General features: G+C 73.3%; 15 protein-coding genes. 10 read left to right on the top strand and 5 right to left on the bottom strand.

Annotated elements, in window-relative coordinates:
* The first annotated feature begins 8 nt into the window (after window positions 1-8).
* Genes ETU37_RS21285 through cobS form a run of 5 tightly spaced genes read left to right on the top strand, consistent with a single transcriptional unit; the run spans window position 9 to window position 5,626 of the window.
* A complete protein-coding gene (locus ETU37_RS21285; RefSeq protein WP_129989339.1) occupies window positions 9-1,124 on the top strand; it encodes an energy-coupling factor transporter transmembrane component T in 1,116 nt (371 codons plus the stop codon).
* Window positions 1,121-2,746, top strand: coding sequence for an ABC transporter ATP-binding protein (locus ETU37_RS21280; protein ID WP_129989338.1), 1,626 nt, complete (start codon window positions 1,121-1,123; stop codon window positions 2,744-2,746). The genes ETU37_RS21285 and ETU37_RS21280 overlap by 4 nt, the downstream gene beginning before the upstream one ends.
* Window positions 2,743-3,546, top strand: a complete 804-nt coding sequence (locus tag ETU37_RS21275; RefSeq protein WP_129989337.1) for an ECF transporter S component — start codon at window positions 2,743-2,745, stop codon at window positions 3,544-3,546. Before ETU37_RS21280 ends, ETU37_RS21275 begins: the two co-directional genes overlap by 4 nt.
* Window positions 3,546-4,883 carry a bifunctional adenosylcobinamide kinase/adenosylcobinamide-phosphate guanylyltransferase gene (locus tag ETU37_RS23775; protein WP_129989336.1) on the top strand — a complete coding sequence of 446 codons (1,338 nt, stop codon included), beginning with the start codon at window positions 3,546-3,548 and terminating at the stop codon, window positions 4,881-4,883. Before ETU37_RS21275 ends, ETU37_RS23775 begins: the two co-directional genes overlap by 1 nt.
* Window positions 4,880-5,626: an adenosylcobinamide-GDP ribazoletransferase gene (gene cobS, locus ETU37_RS21265; RefSeq protein ID WP_240755871.1), complete on the top strand. Its 747-nt coding sequence runs from the start codon at window positions 4,880-4,882 to the stop codon at window positions 5,624-5,626. The genes ETU37_RS23775 and cobS overlap by 4 nt, the downstream gene beginning before the upstream one ends.
* On the opposite strand, the gene gcvT is transcribed toward cobS, so the two are convergent.
* Window positions 5,627-6,727: a glycine cleavage system aminomethyltransferase GcvT gene (gene gcvT, locus ETU37_RS21260; protein ID WP_129989335.1), complete on the bottom strand. Its 1,101-nt coding sequence runs from the start codon at window positions 6,725-6,727 to the stop codon at window positions 5,627-5,629.
* A gap of 66 nt (window positions 6,728-6,793) precedes the next feature.
* On the opposite strand from gcvT, the gene ETU37_RS21255 reads away from it, so the two are divergent.
* Window positions 6,794-8,305: a leucyl aminopeptidase gene (locus ETU37_RS21255; protein ID WP_129989334.1), complete on the top strand. Its 1,512-nt coding sequence runs from the start codon at window positions 6,794-6,796 to the stop codon at window positions 8,303-8,305.
* Between the two features lie 15 nt (window positions 8,306-8,320).
* Here the strand turns inward: ETU37_RS21255 and ETU37_RS21250 are convergent, their stop codons facing one another.
* Complete coding sequence (locus tag ETU37_RS21250) at window positions 8,321-8,674, bottom strand: hypothetical protein (protein WP_240755870.1); 354 nt, start codon at window positions 8,672-8,674, stop codon at window positions 8,321-8,323.
* Window positions 8,675-8,846: 172 nt separating this feature from the next.
* Here ETU37_RS21250 and lpdA point away from each other — a divergent pair, with 172 nt between their 5' ends.
* From lpdA to ETU37_RS21230, 4 genes are all read left to right on the top strand, one after another.
* Window positions 8,847-10,250, top strand: coding sequence for a dihydrolipoyl dehydrogenase (gene lpdA / locus ETU37_RS21245; RefSeq protein WP_129989333.1), 1,404 nt, complete (start codon window positions 8,847-8,849; stop codon window positions 10,248-10,250).
* A 57-nt stretch (window positions 10,251-10,307) separates the two neighbouring features.
* The gene (gene sucB, locus ETU37_RS21240) at window positions 10,308-12,269 is read left to right on the top strand and encodes a 2-oxoglutarate dehydrogenase, E2 component, dihydrolipoamide succinyltransferase (RefSeq protein WP_129989332.1); all 1,962 of its coding nucleotides are present in this window, start codon (window positions 10,308-10,310) and stop codon (window positions 12,267-12,269) included.
* Between the two features lie 105 nt (window positions 12,270-12,374).
* Complete coding sequence (locus ETU37_RS21235) at window positions 12,375-13,271, top strand: TIGR01777 family oxidoreductase (RefSeq protein WP_129989331.1); 897 nt, start codon at window positions 12,375-12,377, stop codon at window positions 13,269-13,271.
* 8 nt (window positions 13,272-13,279) lie between these two features.
* A complete protein-coding gene (locus ETU37_RS21230) occupies window positions 13,280-13,849 on the top strand; it encodes a GNAT family N-acetyltransferase (RefSeq protein WP_129989330.1) in 570 nt (189 codons plus the stop codon).
* Window positions 13,850-13,870: 21 nt separating this feature from the next.
* Here ETU37_RS21230 and ETU37_RS21225 read toward each other — a convergent pair whose 3' ends face one another.
* The 3 genes from ETU37_RS21225 to ETU37_RS21215 all read right to left on the bottom strand — a co-directional run bounded on the left by ETU37_RS21225 (window position 13,871) and on the right by ETU37_RS21215 (window position 18,643).
* Window positions 13,871-15,676, bottom strand: a complete 1,806-nt coding sequence (locus tag ETU37_RS21225) for a gamma-glutamyltransferase family protein (protein ID WP_129989329.1) — start codon at window positions 15,674-15,676, stop codon at window positions 13,871-13,873.
* A 105-nt stretch (window positions 15,677-15,781) separates the two neighbouring features.
* Window positions 15,782-16,318, bottom strand: coding sequence for a hypothetical protein (locus ETU37_RS21220; RefSeq protein ID WP_129989328.1), 537 nt, complete (start codon window positions 16,316-16,318; stop codon window positions 15,782-15,784).
* Between the two features lie 111 nt (window positions 16,319-16,429).
* The gene (locus ETU37_RS21215) at window positions 16,430-18,643 is read right to left on the bottom strand and encodes an MMPL family transporter (RefSeq protein ID WP_129989327.1); all 2,214 of its coding nucleotides are present in this window, start codon (window positions 18,641-18,643) and stop codon (window positions 16,430-16,432) included.
* Between the last annotated feature and the right edge of the window lie 44 nt (window positions 18,644-18,687).

The following is an 18,687-nucleotide window of genomic DNA, read 5'->3' as shown; positions in this document are numbered from 1 at the left end:
AGACGCCGGTGCGCCCGCAGTCACGCCTCACGTTCCCCCGGAGCCTGCACCCGGGGGCGTGGTGGCTGTGGGCCATCGGCCTCGCCGCGGCCGCGAGCCGCACGCAGAACCCGGTGCCGCTGCTGCTGATCCTCGCCGTGGCCGGGCTGGTGGTCTCCGCCCGCCGGAGCACCGCCCCGTGGGCTAAGTCGTACGGCGCCTTCCTCAAGCTGGCGCTGGTCATCATCGCCGTCCGGATCGTGTTCCAGGCGCTGCTGTCCACCGGGTCGCAGGGCCCGACCGTGCTGTTCACCCTCCCCGAGGTGCCGATGCCCGAGGGCAGCGGGCTCAAGCTCGGCGGGGAGGTCACCCTCGAGGCGGTGCTGCGTGCGTTCTACGAGGGCCTCCAGCTCGCCGTGATCCTGTGCTGCATCGGCGCGGCCAACTCGCTGGGCAGCGCGCGGCGGCTGCTCCGCTACGTGCCCGGTGCGCTCTACGAGATCGGAGTCGCCTGCGTGATCGCGCTGACGTTCGCCCCGCAGCTGGTGACCGACGCGCAGCGCGTCCGCGAGGCACACCGGCTGCGCGGCCGCAAGACCCGCGGCCTCGGCTCGCTCAAGCGCCTGGCCATGCCGGTGCTGGAGGGCGCGCTGGAGCACTCCGTGGACCTCGCCGCGGCGATGGACTCCCGCGGCTACGGCCGCACCACCGACGACTCCCGGGTCTCGCGCCGGCTGACCGGGGTGCTGGTGTTCGGCGGCCTGCTCGGCGTGTGCGTCGGCGTCTACGGGCTGCTCGACGGCACCACGTCGTCGTGGCTGGGCCTGCCGATGCTGCTCGCCGGGTCGGTGATCGCCGCCGCCGGGATCGCCGTCGGCGGACGCCGTACCGGACGGACGCGGTACCGCCCCGACCCCTGGGCGCTGCCCGAGTGGCTGGTCGCCGGCTGCGGCGTGACGGCGGCCGTCGCCATGTTCGTCAACGTGGCGGTCGCGCCCGAGGAGCTGTACCTCGCGACCGTCGTGATGGTCCCGCCGGTGCCGACGATCGCGGTGCTCGGCATCCTGGTCGCGATGCTGCCCGCCGTCCTCGCTCCCCCACTGCCCGTCGTCCGGGCGCCGCGCCCGCTGGAGGTGGCCGCGTGATCCGCTTCGAGGACGCCGGCGTCCGGTTCACCGACGCGGACCGGCCCGTGCTCGCAGGCGTCGACCTGCGCATCGACGAGGGCGAGCTGGCCCTGGTCGTCGGCCGCACCGGCTCGGGCAAGACCACGCTGCTGCGAGCGATCAACGGCCTGGTCCCGCACTTCTCCGGCGGCACCCTGACCGGCCGCGTGCTCGTCGACGGCCGCGACACCCGGCACCACCGGCCGCGGGACCTCGCCGACGTCGTCGGGTACGTCGGGCAGGACCCGCTGTCCGGCTTCGTCTCCGACAACGTCGAGGACGAGCTCGCCTACGGCATGGAGTCGCTCGGGCTGCCGGCCGACGTGATGCGCAAGCGGGTCGAGGAGACGCTCGACCTGCTCGGCCTCGCGGACCTGCGCGACCGGCCGCTCGCCGCCCTCTCGGGCGGTCAGCAGCAGCGGGTCGCCATCGGCTCGGTGCTCACCACGCACCCGCGGATCCTGGTGCTCGACGAGCCGACCTCGGCGCTCGACCCGCTCGCTGCCGAGGAGGTGCTGGCCACGCTGCAGCGGCTGGTGCACGACCTCGGCCTCACCGTCGTGCTCGCCGAGCACCGCCTGGAGCGGGTGGCGCAGTACGCCGACCGCGTCGTCCTCGTGCCCGGCGACGGCCGTCCGGTCGTCTCGGGCGCACCCGCCGACGTGCTGGCCGACGCCCCCGTCGCACCGCCGGTGGTGGAGCTCGGCCGGATCGCCGGCTGGCAGCCGCTGCCGCTCGCGGTGCGCGACGCGCGCCGCAAGGCCGCTCCGCTGCGCGAGACGCTCACCGAGGTGGAGCCTCCCGACCGCGAGACCGCCGTCACCGGCGACGTCGTCGCCGAGGTCGAGCACCTCGTGGCGTCGTACCACCAGGTGCCCGCGCTCCGCGGGATCTCCGCCACCCTCCGCCGGGGCGAGGTGGTGGCGCTGATGGGCCGCAACGGTGCCGGCAAGTCCACCCTCCTCAAGGCGCTCGTCGGCACGAAGCGCCCGTCCGGCGGTCGCGTCGTCGTCGACGGCCAGGTGCCCACCGAGCTGCCGCCCGCCGACCTGCTGAGCCACGTCGGCCTGGTGCCCCAGGTGCCCGGCGACCTGCTCTACGCCACCACCGTCGGCGACGAGTGCACTCAGGCCGACCGCGACGGCGACCTGACGGCGGGCACGACGCAGGAGCTGTTCGCGCGGCTCTCGACCGGCGTCCCGCTCGACCAGCACCCGCGGGACCTGTCCGAGGGGCAACGGCTCACGCTCGCCCTGGCGATCGTGCTGGCGGCCGAGCCGCCGCTGGTGCTGCTCGACGAGCCGACCCGCGGCCTCGACTACACGGCCAAGCACCGGCTCGTCGAGATCCTGCGCGACCTCGCCGCCGACGGCCACGCCGTGCTGCTGGCCACCCACGACGTGGAGCTCGTCGCCGAGGTGGCCACCCGGGTGCTGGTCGTCGCCGACGGGGAGCTCGTCGCCGACGGACCCACCGCCGACGTGGTGGTGTCGTCGCCGGCCTTCGCGCCGCAGGTCGCCAAGGTGCTCGCGCCGCAGCGCTGGCTGACGCCGACCGAGGTCGCGGTGGCATTGGCGTCGGGAAGCCGGATCCCGCGATGAGCACGCTGGTCCCGGTCCGCGCCCGCTCAGGGCTGTCGCTCGCGCTGGTCTTCCTCGTCGGCCTCGTCGCGTTCGGCTGGCCGTTCGTGATCGAGCCCGGCGCGGCGCTCGACACCTCACACTCCGGGGACGCGCCGTTCGTCTTCGTCGCGCTGCTGCCGCTCCTCGCGGTCGTGGTGCTCTCCGAGCTGACCTCCGGGGTCCTCGACGCCAAGGCCGTCGCGATGCTCGGCATGCTCGCCGCGGTCGGCGGCGCGCTGCGCGCGCTCGGGCCCGGCACGGCGGGCCTGGAGCCGAGCTTCGCCGTGATCATCCTGGGCGGACGGGTGTTCGGCAGGGGCTTCGGGTTCGTCCTCGGCGCGGTGACGATCTTCGTTGGCGCGCTGCTCACCGGCGGGGTCGGCCCGTGGTTGCCGTTCCAGATGGTCGCGGCCGGCTGGGTCGGCTTCTTCGCCGGGTGCCTGCCGCCGGCGCGTGGGCGGGTCGAGATCGCGGTCGTCGCCGGGTACGCCGCGGCGGTCGGCCTCGCCTTCGGGGCCCTGATGAACCTGTGGTTCTGGCCGTTCGCCGCGTACGGCCCCGAGGTCTCCTACGTCGCCGGCGCCCCGGTCGCCGACAACCTCGCGCGCTACCTCGTCTTCTACGTCACCACGTCGCTGGCGTGGGACCTCGGCCGGTCGCTGGTCTCCCTGCTGGTGATCGCGCTGGCCGGACGCTCGCTCCTGCGAGCCCTGCGCAGGGCCGGCCGCCGCGCGGCCTTCGACGCCCCCGTGGTCTTCGAGCACTCGGGCAGCTCCTGATGGACGTCCGGCTGCTCGGCACCGGGTCGGCCGACGGCTGGCCGAACCCCTTCTGCACCTGCCCGTCCTGCGCCACCGAACGGGCCGCCGGCCGGCTGCGCGGGCAGACCGCGGCCCTCGTCGACGACGTGCTGCTGCTCGACTGCGGCCCCGAGACGCCGCACGCCGCGCAGCGGGCCGGCGTCGACCTGTCCCGGCTGCGGCACGTGCTGATCACCCACGCGCACCCCGACCACTGCGCCCCCGCGTTCCTGCTGTTCCGGTCCTGGGTCGGTGACGCGCCGCTCGACGTCGTCGGGCCGCCGTCCGTGGTCGAGCAGGCCCGGATGTGGCTGGCCCCGGACGACCCCGCGGTCACATTCACGACCGTGTCTCCCGGCGACCGGTTGTCGCTCGGGCCGTACGACGTCCGCGTCCTCGCGGCCTCCCACGGTGACGACGCCGTGCTCTACGACGTGGCCTCCGGAGGCGCCCGGCTGCTCTACGCCACGGACACGGGCCGGCTGCCCGACGAGACGGTCGCGGCGGCAGCCGGCGCGGCGTACGACACCGTGCTGCTGGAGGAGACGTTCGGCGACAAGGCCGACCACGGCACCGACCACCTGCACCTGACGACGTTCGCCGACCAGCTGCGCCTGTTGCGCGGGGTGGGCGCGGTGCAGGACGGGACCGACGTCGTCGCGATCCACCTGTCGCACCACAACCCGCCGACCGCCGAGCTCGCCCGGCGGCTGGCGGACTGGGGCGCGCGCGTGGTCGACGACGGTACGTCGCTCGCCGGCACGCGCCCGGCGCCGCGCGAGGTGACGCGCACGCTCGTGCTGGGCGGCGCCCGGTCCGGCAAGTCCCGCGAGGCGGAGCGGCTGCTGCGCGACCGCGCCGAGGTCGTCTACGTGGCGACGGCCTACCCGGCCGACCACGACGACGAGTGGTCCGAGCGGGTGCGGCTGCACCGGGCCGACCGGCCCGACCACTGGTCGACCGTCGAGACCCTCGACCTCGTCGGGCTGCTGACCGCGGACGGCTCACCGCTGCTTGTCGACTGCCTGACCCTGTGGCTGACCCGAGTGATGGACCGGCACGACGCCTGGTCCGACGCGGCCTGGGGGTCCGCGGCGCGCAAGGCGGTTCGCGACGAGGTCGACGCACTCGTCGGGGCCTGGCGCGCGACCACCCGGCGCGTTGTGGCGGTGAGCAACGAGGTCGGCCAGGGCGTGGTGCCGGACACCGCGTCGGGGCGACGGTTCCGCGACGAGATGGGCCGGCTCAACGCGCTGGTCGCGGCCGCCACCGAGGACGTGCGCTGGTGCGTCGCCGGCCGCGTGTCACCGCTGTGAACGCGCTGCGCCTGGCGTTCGGCACGCTGACGGTCCTGCCGGTCAAGGTGCCGTCCGTCGACCGCCGTACCGCCGGGCGGGCGATGGCGCTGGCTCCCCTCGTCGGGCTCGTCCTGGCGCTGGTGGTGCTCGTCGAGACCGTCGTGCTCGAGGACCTCGTCCCGCCCCAGCTGACGGCCGTCCTGGTCGTCGGCACCCTCGCCCTGCTCACGCGTGGCATGCACCTCGACGGCCTCGCCGACACCGCCGACGGGCTCGGCTCGGGCCGCCCGGCCGAGGGCGCGCTGGAGGTGATGCGCAAGGGCGACGTGGGCCCCTTCGGCGTCGTCACCCTCGTGCTCGTGCTGCTGACCCAGGTCGTCAGCGTCGCGTTCCTGCTGACGACCCGGCACGGGCCGGCCGACGTCGCCGCGGCGCTGGTGGTGAGCCGGCTCGTCCTGCCCCTGGCCTGCCTGGCCGGCATCCCGGCCGCGCGTCCGGAAGGGCTCGGCGCGATGGTCGCCGGGTCGGTCTCGCGGGCCACGGCCGCGCTCGTCGTGCTCGCCGTGCTGGTCGTCGGGGCAGCCGCGACCGTGGTCGTCTCGGGTCCGTCCCCGTGGTTCGCGCTGGTCGGGCTGCTCGGCGGTCTGCTCGTCGGCCGGCGCGCCGTACGCCGGTTCGGCGGCATCACCGGCGACGTGCTCGGTGCGGTGGTCGAGGCGACGTTCACCGTCGCCCTCGTCGCGCTGGTCGCGGCCGGCTGATCAGCTCTCGCGCACGCCGGGCGTCATGAACGGCGGCTTGGTCACGGTGAAGACCTCGGCCCGTCCGCGGACGTCGACCGAGACCTCGGCGCCCTCCTGCACCTGGGCGGAGATCAGCGCGAGCCCGACGCCCTTCTTCAGGCTCGGCGAGAACGTGCCGGACGTGACCGCACCGACCGCGAAGTCCGGCGTGAGCAGCACCCGCATGCCCGGGCGCGGGATGCCCCGCCCCGAGGCGACCAGGCCGCGCAGCAGCCGGCTAGGCCCCTCCCCCTTCTCGCGGACCAGCACGTCCTTGCCCCAGAAGGCGTCCTTCTTCCAGCCGACCGCCCAGCCGAGCCGGGCCTGGACCGGCGTGACGTCGAGGCTGATGTCCTGGCCGTGCAGCGGGTAGCCCATCTCGGTGCGCAGGGTGTCGCGGGCCCCGAGCCCGGCCGGCGCGATCGCGTGCGACTCCCCCGCCGCCAGGATCGCGTCCCACAGCTCGCCGGCGACCGCGTTGGGCGCGACGAGCTCGTAGCCGCGCTCGCCGGTGTAGCCGGTGCGGCAGACGACGACGGTGTGCCCGGCGTACTCGGCCTCGACGAACGACATGTAGTCGTGCCCGGTCGGCAGACCCATCGCGTCGAGCACCTCGTCGGAGTGCGTGCCCTGCACGGCGAGGATCGCGAAGTCGGCGTGCTGGTCAACCACCTCGACGCCGTCCGGAGCGCCCGCCGCGAGGCGGCGGACCACCTCGGCGGTGTTGGCGGCGTTCGGGATCAGGAAGACGTGGTCGTCGCCGTGCAGGTAGGCGATCAGGTCGTCGACGACGCCGCCGGTCGCGTCGTCGCAGCACAGGGTGTACTGCGCCTTGCCCGGCTCGATCCGGCCGAGGTCGTTGGACAGGCAGGCGTTGACGTACGCCGCCGCGCCCGGACCGCGCACCACCGCCTTGCCGAGGTGGCTGACGTCGAAGACGCCGACGGACTCGCGGACGGCGTTGTGCTCCTTGAGGACCCCGGCGTACTCCAGCGGCATCAGCCAGCCCCCGAACTCCGCCATCTTCGCGCCCAGTGCGACGTGCTTGTCGTGCAGCGGGGAGGTCTTCAGGTCAGGCATGGCCGCAACCTACCCCAGCGCATCCCCGGCGGATCCACGTGCCGACCGCGGCTAGGCTCTGCGCTGATGACCACCTACACGTTGCGCAAGGGCTCCCCGGCCAAGACCCGCACCGACGCCCTCGTCATCGGCGTCGTGAGCGCCGGCAAGGGCGTCGTCGCGGCGTCGGGCGGCGAGGACGTCGCCTCGGCCTACGGGCGCAAGTTCGGTCCGCTGCTCGCGACGCTCGGGATCACCGGCAAGCGCGGCGAGGTCGCCCGGATCCCCACCGGGGGCACGCTGAAGTCGCCGCTCCTGGTCGTGGTCGGGCTCGGCCCGGCCGACAAGGTGGACCCGGACGCGGTACGCCGCGCCGCCGGGGCGGCCGCGCGCACCGTGACCAACGCGGCGACCGTCGCGCTGGCCCTGCCGGCCGACGACGCCGCGCACGTGCGGGCGGCGACCGAGGGCTACCTGCTCGGCGGCTACACGTTCACGACGTACAAGAGCAGCAAGGGCGACGACGACACCCCCGGCGAGGTCGTCGTGCTGAGCCCGGCGGCCCGCGCCGCCGCGACGCAGGAGGCGTTCGAGACCGCGCAGGTCGTCGCCGCCGCGGTCGCCCGCACCCGCGACTGGGTCAACACGCCCGCCGGCGACCTGGCACCGCCCGCCTTCGCCGACGCCGTCGTCGACGCGGCCAAGGCCAAGCGCAAGGGCAAGGTGACCGCGACCGTCCTCGACGAGAAGGCGCTCGCCGACGAGCAGTGCGGCGGCATCCTCGGCGTCGGCCAGGGGTCGGCGAACCCGCCCCGGCTGGTCCGGCTGCACTACAAGCCCCGGGGTGCGCACGCGCACCTCGGCCTGGTCGGCAAGGGCATCACCTACGACTCCGGCGGCCTGACTATCAAGCCCGGGCCGTCGATGGTGACGATGAAGTCCGACATGGCCGGTGCCGCCGCCGTGGTCAGCGCGACCCTGGCGGTCGCCGAGCTCGGCCTGCCGGTCGAGGTGACGGCCTGGGTGCCGATGGCGGAGAACATGGTGTCGGGCACCGCCACCCGGCCCGGTGACGTGCTGACCATGCACGACGGCCAGACCGTCGAGGTGCTCAACACCGACGCCGAGGGGCGCCTGGTGCTCGCCGACGCGCTCTCGATGGCCGGCGACGCGAAGCCCGACCTCGTCGTCGACGTCGCCACGCTCACCGGCGCCTGCGAGACCGCGCTGGGCGACCGGGTGAGCGGGCTGTTCGGCAGCAGCGACGCCGTGGTGGCGCGGGTGCGCGAGGCCGGCGCACGCGTCGGCGAGACGCACTGGCCGATGCCGATCTCGGACGAGATGCCGGTCAAGGTGCGCACCTACAGCACCGTCGCCGACCTGATGCAGCACAACGTGGACCTCTACGGCGGTGCGAGCTACGCCGCGGCCTTCCTCCAGGCCTTCGTGCCCGAGGGGCAGGCCTGGGCGCACGTCGACATCGCCGGCCCCGGCTTCAACAAGCGCGGCGCGTACGGCCACGTGACGGCCGGCGGCACCGGGGTCACCGTGGCCACGCTCGTCGAGCTGGCGCGGGAGATGGCGGAGACCAGCGCCTAGGAGGCCCTGGGCGGGTCAGGAGAGGCCGTTCTGCTTCTGCCGCCGGTTCCACTCGCGCATCCGCGCCGGGTAGCCGACCACCGCGGCGTCGTACGACGGGATGCCGTGCTTGTTCGCGAACGCGTGTGCCCACTGCACCGACGGCACCCGCCGGCGCGTCCACTCACCGTCGTGCGCGACGAGCATGATCGTGACGTCACTGACTGCGGTGCGCGGCTCGACGAAGCCCTCGACGCCGCGCCGGCTGCGGGCGAACTCCTCGAGGTGCTTCGCGTCGGCGCCGTCCGAGGCGCGGACCGTCGTCGGCCCCTGGCCTTTCGGCCGGCGCATCTTCGTCCCGCCGCGGCGGAACCGGTCCATCAACCCCATGCCGCAAGTGTGGCGCATGAGGCGAAGCGGGACCCGCTGTTCAGGCACAGCGGCCACGGGGTACGGGCCGTGGGACCGGGTGTCGACCATCTCGGGTTTGGTGCAAGGATGACGGGCGGGTACGACCCGACTGGCAGAGCTGGCCATATCTGGGACACAGGACGGAGTGACGGTGACCGACACGAGCGGAGCCGGAGGCGATCAGCAGTTCGACATCGTGATTCTCGGGGCCGGGAGCGGCGGCTACGCCTGCGCCCTCCGCGCCGCCCAGTTGGGGTTGTCGGTGGCCCTCGTCGAGAAGGGCAAGCTCGGCGGCACGTGCCTGCACGTCGGTTGCATCCCCACCAAGGCGCTGCTGCACGCCGCCGAGGTGGCCGACTCGGCCCGCGAGTCCGAGCAGTTCGGCGTCAACGCCACCTTCGAGAGCATCGACATGGGCGGCGTCAACAAGTACAAGGACGGCGTCGTCTCCCGTCTCTTCAAGGGCCTCACCGGCCTGATCAAGGGCCGCGGCATCACCGTGATCGAGGGCGAGGGCCGGCTGACCGGCCCGCGCACCGTCGAGGTCAACGGCACGCCGTACACCGCGGCGAAGGCGGTCGTCCTCGCCAGCGGCTCCTACTCCAAGAGTCTCCCCGGGCTCGACGTCGACGGCCAGAAGGTCATCACCAGCGAGCACGCCCTCCAGCTCGACCATGTGCCGGCGTCGGCCGTCGTGCTCGGTGGCGGTGTCATCGGGTGCGAGTTCGCCAGCGTCTGGAAGTCGTTCGGCGCCGACGTCACGATCGTCGAGGCACTGCCGCGGCTCGTCCCGCTCGAGGACGAGGCGGTCTCCAAGACGCTCGAGCGGTCGTTCCGCAAGCGCGGCATCGGCTTTCGCACCGGCACCCCGTTCGAGTCGGTCGAGCACACCGACCAGGGCGTGAAGGTCACCGTCCAGGGCGGCGACGTGATCGAGGCCGAGGTGCTGCTCGTCGCCGTCGGCCGCGGCCCGACGACGCAGGGGCTCGGCTACGACGAGCAGGGCGTCTCGATGGACCGCGGCTTCGTGCTCACCGACGACCGGCTGCGCACCAACGTCGACGGCGTGTACGCCGTCGGCGACATCGTGCCCGGTCTCCAGCTCGCGCACCGCGGCTTCCAGCAGGGCATCTTCGTGGCCGAGGAGGTCGCGGGCCTGGAGCCGGCCCCGATCGACGAGTCGACGGTTCCGCGGGTGACCTACTGCGACCCGGAGGTGGCCTCCGTCGGGCTCACCGAGGCAGCCGCGCAGGAGCGGTACGGCGCCGACGCCGTCGAGTCGCTCACCTACGACCTCGGCGGCAACGGCAAGAGCCAGATCCTCAAGACGCAGGGCTTCGTGAAGCTCGTGCGCACCAAGGACGGCCCGGTCGTCGGCGTACACATCATCGGGGCCCGTGCCGGCGAGCTGATCGGCGAGGCGCAGCTCATCTACGCCTGGGAGGCGCACCCCGAGGACGTCGCGCCGCTCGTGCACGCGCACCCCACCCAGAACGAAGCGCTCGGCGAGGCGCACCTCGCGCTCGCCGGGAAGCCGCTGCACGCCCACTCATAGACTCACGATCACCGGACTTCTCAGACCAGCGAAGCACCCAAGGAGCGAAGGAACGCAATGGCGACCTCAGTCACCCTCCCGGCCCTCGGCGAGTCCGTCACCGAAGGCACCGTCACCCGCTGGCTGAAGCAGCCGGGTGACACCGTCGCGGTCGACGAGCCGCTGCTCGAGGTCTCGACCGACAAGGTCGACACCGAGATCCCCTCGCCCGTGGCGGGCACGCTGATCGAGATCAAGGTGCAGGAGGACGAGACCGTCGAGGTCGGCGCCGAGCTCTGCACCGTCGGCGACGAGGGCGAGTCCGCCGGTTCCTCCGACGGCGGCGGCCAGGAGTCCGAGCCCGAGCAGACCGCCGCCCAGGAGCACCAGGCCGCACCCGGCGACGAGAGCGGCGCCGACGGTGCCGACGAGTCCGGTGCGCAGAAGACCGAGACCGAGACCGACCCGCCCGCCGCCCGCACCGACGAGGCCCCGGCCCAGGCCGAGACCCCACAGGGGTCCGCCGACACCGCGCCCGAGCAGCAGTCCTCCGACGCCGCCGGCCAGGCCGGCGGCTCCGGTGGCTCCGGCGGCGGCTCCGGCACCCCGGTCACGCTGCCCGCGCTCGGCGAGTCCGTCACCGAGGGCACCGTCACCCGCTGGTTGAAGCAGGTCGGTGACGAGGTCGCGGTCGACGAGCCGCTGCTCGAGGTCTCCACCGACAAGGTCGACACCGAGATCCCCTCGCCCGTCGCCGGCACCCTGTTGGAGATCAAGGTCAACGAGGACGAGACCGTCGAGGTCGGCGCCGAGCTGGCCGTGATCGGCTCCGGCGACGCCGCGCCCTCGGGAGGCGGCGAGCCCGCCCCGGCCCCGGCCGAGGAGAAGGCGCCCGAGCCCGAGCCGACGCCCGAGCCCGAGGCGAAGCCGGCCGACGAGTCCGGCCAGAGCGACGGCGCCGCCGAGGCGTCCTCCCAGTCGGCTCCCGCACCCGCGCCGCGGCCGGCCACCCAGCAGGCCACGCCGGAGGCTCAGGCCCCGGAGCCCGCGCAGCAGCCGCAGGCCGCGCCTCGCGCCGCCGCGCAGGCGGAGGGCTCGGGTGACGGCGCGTACGTCACCCCGCTCGTCCGCAAGATGGCCGCCGAGCACGGTGTCGACCTCGCCACCCTCACCGGTAGCGGTGTCGGCGGCCGGATCCGCAAGCAGGACGTCCTCGACGCGGCAGAGGCCGCGAAGGCCCAGCCCGAGCCCGCAGCCGCGCCGGCCGCTTCGGCCGCTCCGGCTGCCGGTGGCCAGGCTCCGGCCCCGGCGGCGCCGACGCCGAGCCCGCTGCGCGGCAAGACCGAGCAGATGAGCCGGCTGCGCAAGGTCATCGCGAAGCGGATGGTCGAGTCGCTGCAGACCTCGGCCCAGCTCACCACGGTCGTCGAGGTCGACGTGACGTCGATCGCGCGCCTGCGTGACGCCGCCAAGGCCGAGTTCGCCGCCCGCGAGGGCGTGAAGCTGTCGTTCATGCCGTTCTTCGCCAAGGCGGCCATCGACGCGCTCAAGCAGCACCCGTCGCTCAACGCGTCGATCGACACCGAGAAGGGCGAGGTCACCTACTTCGACCACGAGGCCCTCGGTATCGCCGTCGACACCGACAAGGGTCTGCTCGTCCCGGTGATCAAGGAGGCCGGCGACCTGTCGATCGCCGGGCTCGCCCGCAAGATCGCTGACGTTGCGGAGCGCACGCGCACCAACAAGATCGGTCCCGACGAGCTGGCCGGCGGCACGTTCACGCTGACCAACACCGGAAGCCGGGGCGCGCTCTTCGACACCCCGATCATCAACCAGCCGCAGGTCGCGATCCTCGGCACCGGCTCGGTGGTCAAGCGGGCCGTGGTCATCGACGACGCGAACCTCGGCGAGACGATCGCGGTGCGCAACATGGTGTACCTGGCGCTCACCTACGACCACCGGCTCGTCGACGGCGCCGACGCCGCCCGCTTCCTCAGCGAGGTCAAGCAGCGCCTCGAGGCGGGTCAGTTCGAGGTCTGAGCGGCACCCCACCGCAGCGCCCGTCGTGCGCGCGGCGCCTCCCGTCGGGGAGGGGTCGCGCGCACGACGCGTTTCGGAGCACGGCCGACTGGCTAGGGTCGGCTCATGAGATTCGTCCTGGCCGGGGCCTCCGGCTTTCTCGGTACGGCGTGGCGCGACCACCTCGCTCGCGAGGGGCACGAGGTCGTGCGCCTCGTGCGCGGCGAGGCCCTCTCGGCCAACGAGTCGTCCTGGGACCCGATGACGGGCAGCGTCGACCGCGACGTCATCGAGTCCGCCGACGTCGTCGCGTGCCTGTCAGGCGCGAACCTGGCGCACTTCCCCTGGACCGAGTCCTACAAGCGCACGTTCGTCACCAGCCGCACGGCCACCACCCGGACGCTGGCTGCCGCGATCGCCGCGTCCGACCGCAAGCCGACGTTCCTCGCCCAGAACGGCATCGCCGGCTACGGCGACCGCGGCGACTCGGTCGTCACCGAGAAGTCCCCGACGGACGCCGACACCTTCATGGGCACGGTCACCCGCGAGTGGCAGGCGTGCACCGAGCCGGCCGGCGAGGCCGGCGCCCGGGTCGTCGTGATGCGCTCCGGGGTGGCGCTCGACCGGCGCGGAGGCGCGCTGAAGCCGATGCTGCGGCAGTTCAAAGCCGGCGTGGGCGGCCCGATCGGCAGCGGCGAGCAGTACTTCTCGACGATCTCCCTCGTCGACTGGCTGCGCGCTGCCACCTGGCTCGCCGGCAACGACGCGGCGGAGGGCGCGTACAACCTCACCGCCCCGCAGCAGACGACCCAGGCGGAGTTCACCGCGCAGCTCGCCGAGCTGCTGCACCGCCCGAAACTTGTCCGCGCGCCGGCATTCGCGATCAGGACGCTGCTGCGCGACGTGTCGAGCGAGCTGCTCGGGTCGACACGGGTGGAGCCGCGCCGGCTGCTCGACGAGGGATTCGTCTTCGAGCACCCCACCCTGGAGACCCGCCTGCTGTCGGCGCTCGGCCGGATCTAGCGGCCGTCGTGTCGCTGCCCACCCCGACGCTGGAGACGGCTCGTCTCCGACTGCGTCCCGTCGCCGACACCGACCGCGACGACCTCTACGCGCTGCACAGCAATGCCTTCGTGCTGCGCTACTGGGACGCGCCGCCCTGGAGCGAACGCTCGCGCGCCGACCGGTTCCTGTCACTGAGCCGGCGGATGGCCGAGGAGGGCACCGGGGCTCGCCTCGCGGTGGACCGGGTCAGCGACGGCACGTTCGTCGGCTGGTGCACCCTGAACCGCTGGAACCCGGACTACCGCAGCGCCTCCCTCGGCTACTGCCTCGCCGAGGCCGCCTGGGGCCAGGGCTACGCCACGGAGGCCGCGCGCGCCCTGCTGCGGTGGGCCTTCGACACGCTGGACCTGAACCGCGTCCAGGCCGAGACCGACACCCGCAACACGGCGTCTGCCCGGGTGCTGGAGAAGCTCGGGTTCGTGCGCGAGGGGACGCTGCGGGAGGACTGCGTCGTCAACGGCGACGTCTCCGACTCGTGGGTCTACGGGCTGCTCAGACGGGAGTGGCAACCCTCGATCGGCCCCGAGCACGCCTGACGCGACCTCCGCCTGCGGTGGTCACTCCTCGCTGCGCAGGACACGGGCATCCCCGTCACCGCCGCGCGCGTCGGCGACGGCCACGAGGCGTCCGTCGGGAAGTACCGAGACACCCTGAGCGACCGCGATCCCGCTGCTCCCGCTGAAGCGCTGGCCGAACCTGGTGGTGAGCTCGTTGCCGAAGGTCTGCAGGAACGGCGACTCGGCGGACGTCGTGGCCGTGTTGGCCTGCGATGCGCGGCCCGCCGCGAGGGCGTCTGGCAGCCCCAGACCGAAGTCGAGGTGGTTCACGATGATGCCGAGGACGGTCGTCTGGATCGTCGTTCCGCCCGCGGCCCCGACCGAGAGCACCGGCCGCCCGTCGCGGACGACCACTGTGGGCGCCATGTTGCCTCGCGGGCGCTTGCCACCGTCGGCCAGGTTGGGGTCGCCCTCGAAGAGGGGCTGCGGGTTGAAGTTCGTCATCTCGTTGTTGAGGGTGAAGCCGTACCCCGGCACGACGATCCCGCTGCTGCTGACGTTCGTCCCGTTGTAGCTGACCGCGTTGCCCCACCTGTCGACGACGGCGAGATGGTCGGTCGACCCCACGTGGTCGCCCTCCTGGCTGCCGGGTCCGTTGTCCGCACAGGCGCCGTCGGGCGACGTCGGGTCGCCGGCCGCGACCGGTGCCGACAGTGCCGCGTCGCCGATCAGGCAGCGCCGTTGGCCGGCGTAGGCGTCCGAGAGCAGCTCCTCGAGCGGCACGTCGACGAACTCCGGGTCGGCGACGAAGCGCGCACGGTCCGCGTAGGCGAGCTTGGACGCCTCGATCACGCGGTGCTCGGCGAGCGCCCGGTCCGGACCGGAGAGGTCGAACCCCTCGAGGATGTTGAGGATCTCGCTGACCGTCGATCCCCCGCTCTCCGGCGGCGGCGTGGAGTACACGTCGTAGCCGCGGTAGTCGACCTTGGTCGGGGCCCAGACGTCCGGCTGCCGGTAGCCGGTCAGGTCGGAGAGGACCAGCTTGCCGGGACGTTGTGCGGCCTCGGCGATGTACTGGTCGGCATCGTCGGTGAGCGGAGGATGCTCGATGACGTCCGCGATCGCCCGGGCGATGGGCCCCTCGTAGAAGGCGTCCGCGCCCCGCTTCGCGATCAGCTCGTAGGTCCGCGCCAGGTCAGGGTTGCGGAAGAGGGAGCCGACGGCGTACGGCTCGAGGTCGTCGTCGAAGAAGAGCTCACGGGACGAGGTGAAGGCCTTGTAGCGGTCGGCCCGCGGGAACGCCGTGCCGACCACGAAGCCGTCACGGGCTGCCTTGATCGCCGGTTGCAGTGCCTGGCGCAGCGAGATCGTCCCGTAGCGCTCGAGCGCCTGCTCCCAGCCCCTCACCGCGGTCGGTACGCCCACCGAGAGCGCGCCGGTGACGTTCAGCCCGACCCGATCGGCCTGCTTGAACGCGGCCGGCGCGGGCGCGCGATTGCCGATCACCACCGCGTCGTCCTGCTTCTTGCGGTAGATCGTCATGTAGTTCAGGCCACCGGGACCGGTGTTGCCCGGGTTGGTCAGGCCCAGCACGGCTGCGGCGGCTACGGCGGCGTCCACGGCGTTGCCACCCGCACGCAGGACCCGGACGCCGGCGCGGGTCGCCGCCGGGCTCGTCGTGGCGACGGCTCCGCCGGTGCCGACCGCGACCCGGTGACCTTCCGGCCCGGGCGCCGGCGTCCCGAACTCACCGGCAGCGGCCGTCGCTGTGCCGCCGACGGCGGTCGGCGCGGCGACGACAACTGCCGTCAGCGCGACGCCGATGGTTGCCCACCACGTCCTGGATGCCCGTCGATCTCGTCGCATGCTCTCTCCACCGTCGCTCTTTCTCGTGGCGGGCGACGCTAGCACAAAGCATAGTAATTCAGTCTTTTCGCTAGGAATATCAAGACTGGCCGAGCCGATGAGGCGCTACTCCAGCGGCACCACCTCCGCCACCCGCCACGTCCCGGCGTCGCGCACGAGCACCACCTCGCGCGTCGTCGCCTGGTCGCGTGGCAGCGGCTGTCGCGTGCCGGACTCGTGGCGGGCCGTCACGAAGGCGCCGGCCGCCAGTCGGTCGGTCACCCGCAGCCGCCACTCCCCCGGCCGGTGCCACAGCACGTCGAGCGCGAGCACCTGCACGCGCAGGTCGTGGACGCTGAGCCCCCGGCGGAGGTAGTCGCGCAGCAGCCCGACATCGCGCTCGCCGGCCCCGTCGACGTACAGGCGACGCAGCGAACGCACCGAGCCGGCGGCCCACGCCTCGGCACGGGCGGCGTCCCACCCGCGCAGGACAGCGGCAGCCTGCACGGTCGGTCCCTCGGCACTGACGGGGGCGGGCCTCGGCATCGTCCCCGGGCGGGTCAGGAACAGCCCGGCGACCGCGGCGAGCACCACGAGCACGCCCAGCACTCCGGGCCACCAGGACCGGCGTGGGAGGACGTGTCGTCCGTGGAGTGCGGGCATGGGTCCAGCCTCGCGGAAACCGCCGACAGGCGTCGGCGGTCGTCCACAGGCGAAGGGTCTCGACAGGCTCGACCACCCGAAGGGTCTCGACAGGCTCGACCACCCGACGAGTCAGTCGCGCTCCACCTGCACGCCCCCGGCCTCGCCGACGTGCAGCATCGCGGCGGTCTGGCGGTCGGCGTGGTCGGGGGTGTGCCACAGCTTCGAGGGCCACCAGACGCGGGGACCGAGGTCGTAGCTGAGAGCGGGCACGAGCAACGACCGGACGACCAGGGTGTCGAGCAGCACGCCGAACGAGACGATGAAGGAGATCTGCGCGAGGAACAGGATCGGGATCACGCTCAGCGCGGCGAAGGTCGCGGCGAGCACCGCGCCGGCGGAGGTGATCACGCCGCCGGTGACCGAGAGGCCCTTGAGCACGCCGGGATGGGTGCCCTGCCGCACCGACTCCTCCCGCACGCGCGTCATCAGGAAGATCGAGTAGTCGATGCCGAGCGCGACCAGGAAGACGAAGCCGATCAGCATCACCGACGGGTCGGTCGACGGGAAGTCGAAGACGTGCTCGAAGAGGATCGCCGAGACGCCCATCGTGGCGCCGAACGAGAGCACGTTGGCGACCAGCAGCAGGAGCGGCGCGGCCAGCGAGCGCAGCAGCAGCGCGAGGACCACGAAGATGACGCCGAGGATCGCCGGGATCACCTTCGCGCGGTCGGAGTCGGTGGTGTCGCGGGTGTCGATGAGGATCGCGGTGGAGCCGCCCACCTCGACGCCGGTGCCGACCTCGTCGAGATCGGTGCGCAGGTCTCGGATCGTCTGCGTGCCGGCCTCGGACTCGGCCGGGTCGGCGAGCGTCGCGAGGACGATCGCCTGCCCGTCCACGACCTTGGGCGGCGGCGGGCCCTCGGCGGTGGGCGGGCCATCGGGCAGGTAGATCGTGCCCTTCGGTGCGATCCCCTCGTGCGCGCCGACCACGGCCAGCGTGTCCTGCAGCTTGCTCTCGGGGGTGACGATGATCGCCGGGTTGGCGCTGTCGGCGGTGAAGTGCCGGTCGAGCACGTCCTGGGCGGTGACGGAGTCGACCTCGGTCAGGAACAGCTCGGTCTGCGGTGCGGGGTCCTCGTTGATCGTGGGCAGGAAGGCGGCGAACGCCGCGAGCACGACGAACGTCAGCCCCCACACGGGCCGGGCCCGGCGCCCCACCAGCCGCGCGACCCGCCCCCAGACACCCCGGGTGTCGGGGTGCTCGGACCCGAAGGCGGGCCGGAACGGCCAGTACGCCGCGCGGCCGAGCAGCACCAGCGCCGCCGGTACGGCGGTCAGCGCGGAGAGCATGGCGAACGCGACGCCGAGCGCCCCGACCGGGCCGAGGCCGCGCAGGCTGGACAGGTCCGAGAGCAGCAGGCACAGCAGGCCGAGGATCACGGTCAGCCCGGAGGCCAGGATCGGTTCGAGGGAGCGCCGGTAGGCGCGCCCCATCGCGTCGTACTTCGACTCGGTGTCGCGCAGCTCCTCGCGGAACCGGGCGACGATCAGCAGGGCGTAGTCGGTGGCGGCGCCGATCGCCAGGATGAACAGGATCCCCTGGCTCTGGCCGTTGACGTCGAGCACGTCGTTCGTCGCCAGCGCGTAGACCACGCCCGCGGCGACGCCCAGGGACAGCAGCGCGCAGAACACGACGACCAACGGCAGGATCGGCGAGCGGTAGACGAGCAGCAGGATCAGCAGCACCGCGATGCCGGCGACGACGAGCAGGATCCCGTCGATCGCGCCGAACGCCTTGATGAAGTCGCCGAGCACTCCGGCCTGCCCGCCGACGAGCGCGGTCAGCCCGTCCGGCGGGTCGGCGACCACCTCGCGCAGGTCGGCGATGGTGCTCTGGATGACCTCCCCGTCGCTGCTGGCCACCGGAACGACGACCTGGGCGGCGGTGCCGTCCTCGGAGTACACCGGCTGCTCCACGCCGTCGGCGTCGACGTGGTCGACGGCGGCGAGGTCCTGGGCGTAGGCCTCGATCGCGGCCTTGTCGTCGTCGGTGAGCCCGCCCTCGCGCTCGAACACCACGGTGGCCGGGATGGTCTCCACGCCGGTGAACTCGAGGAAGGTGTCGAGCACGCGTGTCGACTCGGCGCTCTGCGGCAGGAACGCGGCGTTGTCGTTCTCCTGCACCTCGGCGAGCCGTCCGGCGAAGGAGCCCATCGGGCCACCCACGACGAGCCACAGGAGGACCACGAGGAGCGGGAGGACCCATCGCCGGGACCGTGTGCCCCGGTGGGACGCACGGACGTGCTCGTGCCGGGCGTGCTCCGGCCTTGCGTGCTCAGGCATCGTGCGGCCTCTCTCGCGGACTGCCGGACCGAGGGGTCCCATTG

Origin of the sequence: Nocardioides iriomotensis, from assembly GCF_004168035.1 — a bacterium.
Classification (GTDB): domain Bacteria; phylum Actinomycetota; class Actinomycetes; order Propionibacteriales; family Nocardioidaceae; genus Nocardioides_B; species Nocardioides_B iriomotensis.
Note: the sequence above shows the minus strand (reverse complement) of the source record. Positions and strands in the feature narration are given on the sequence as shown.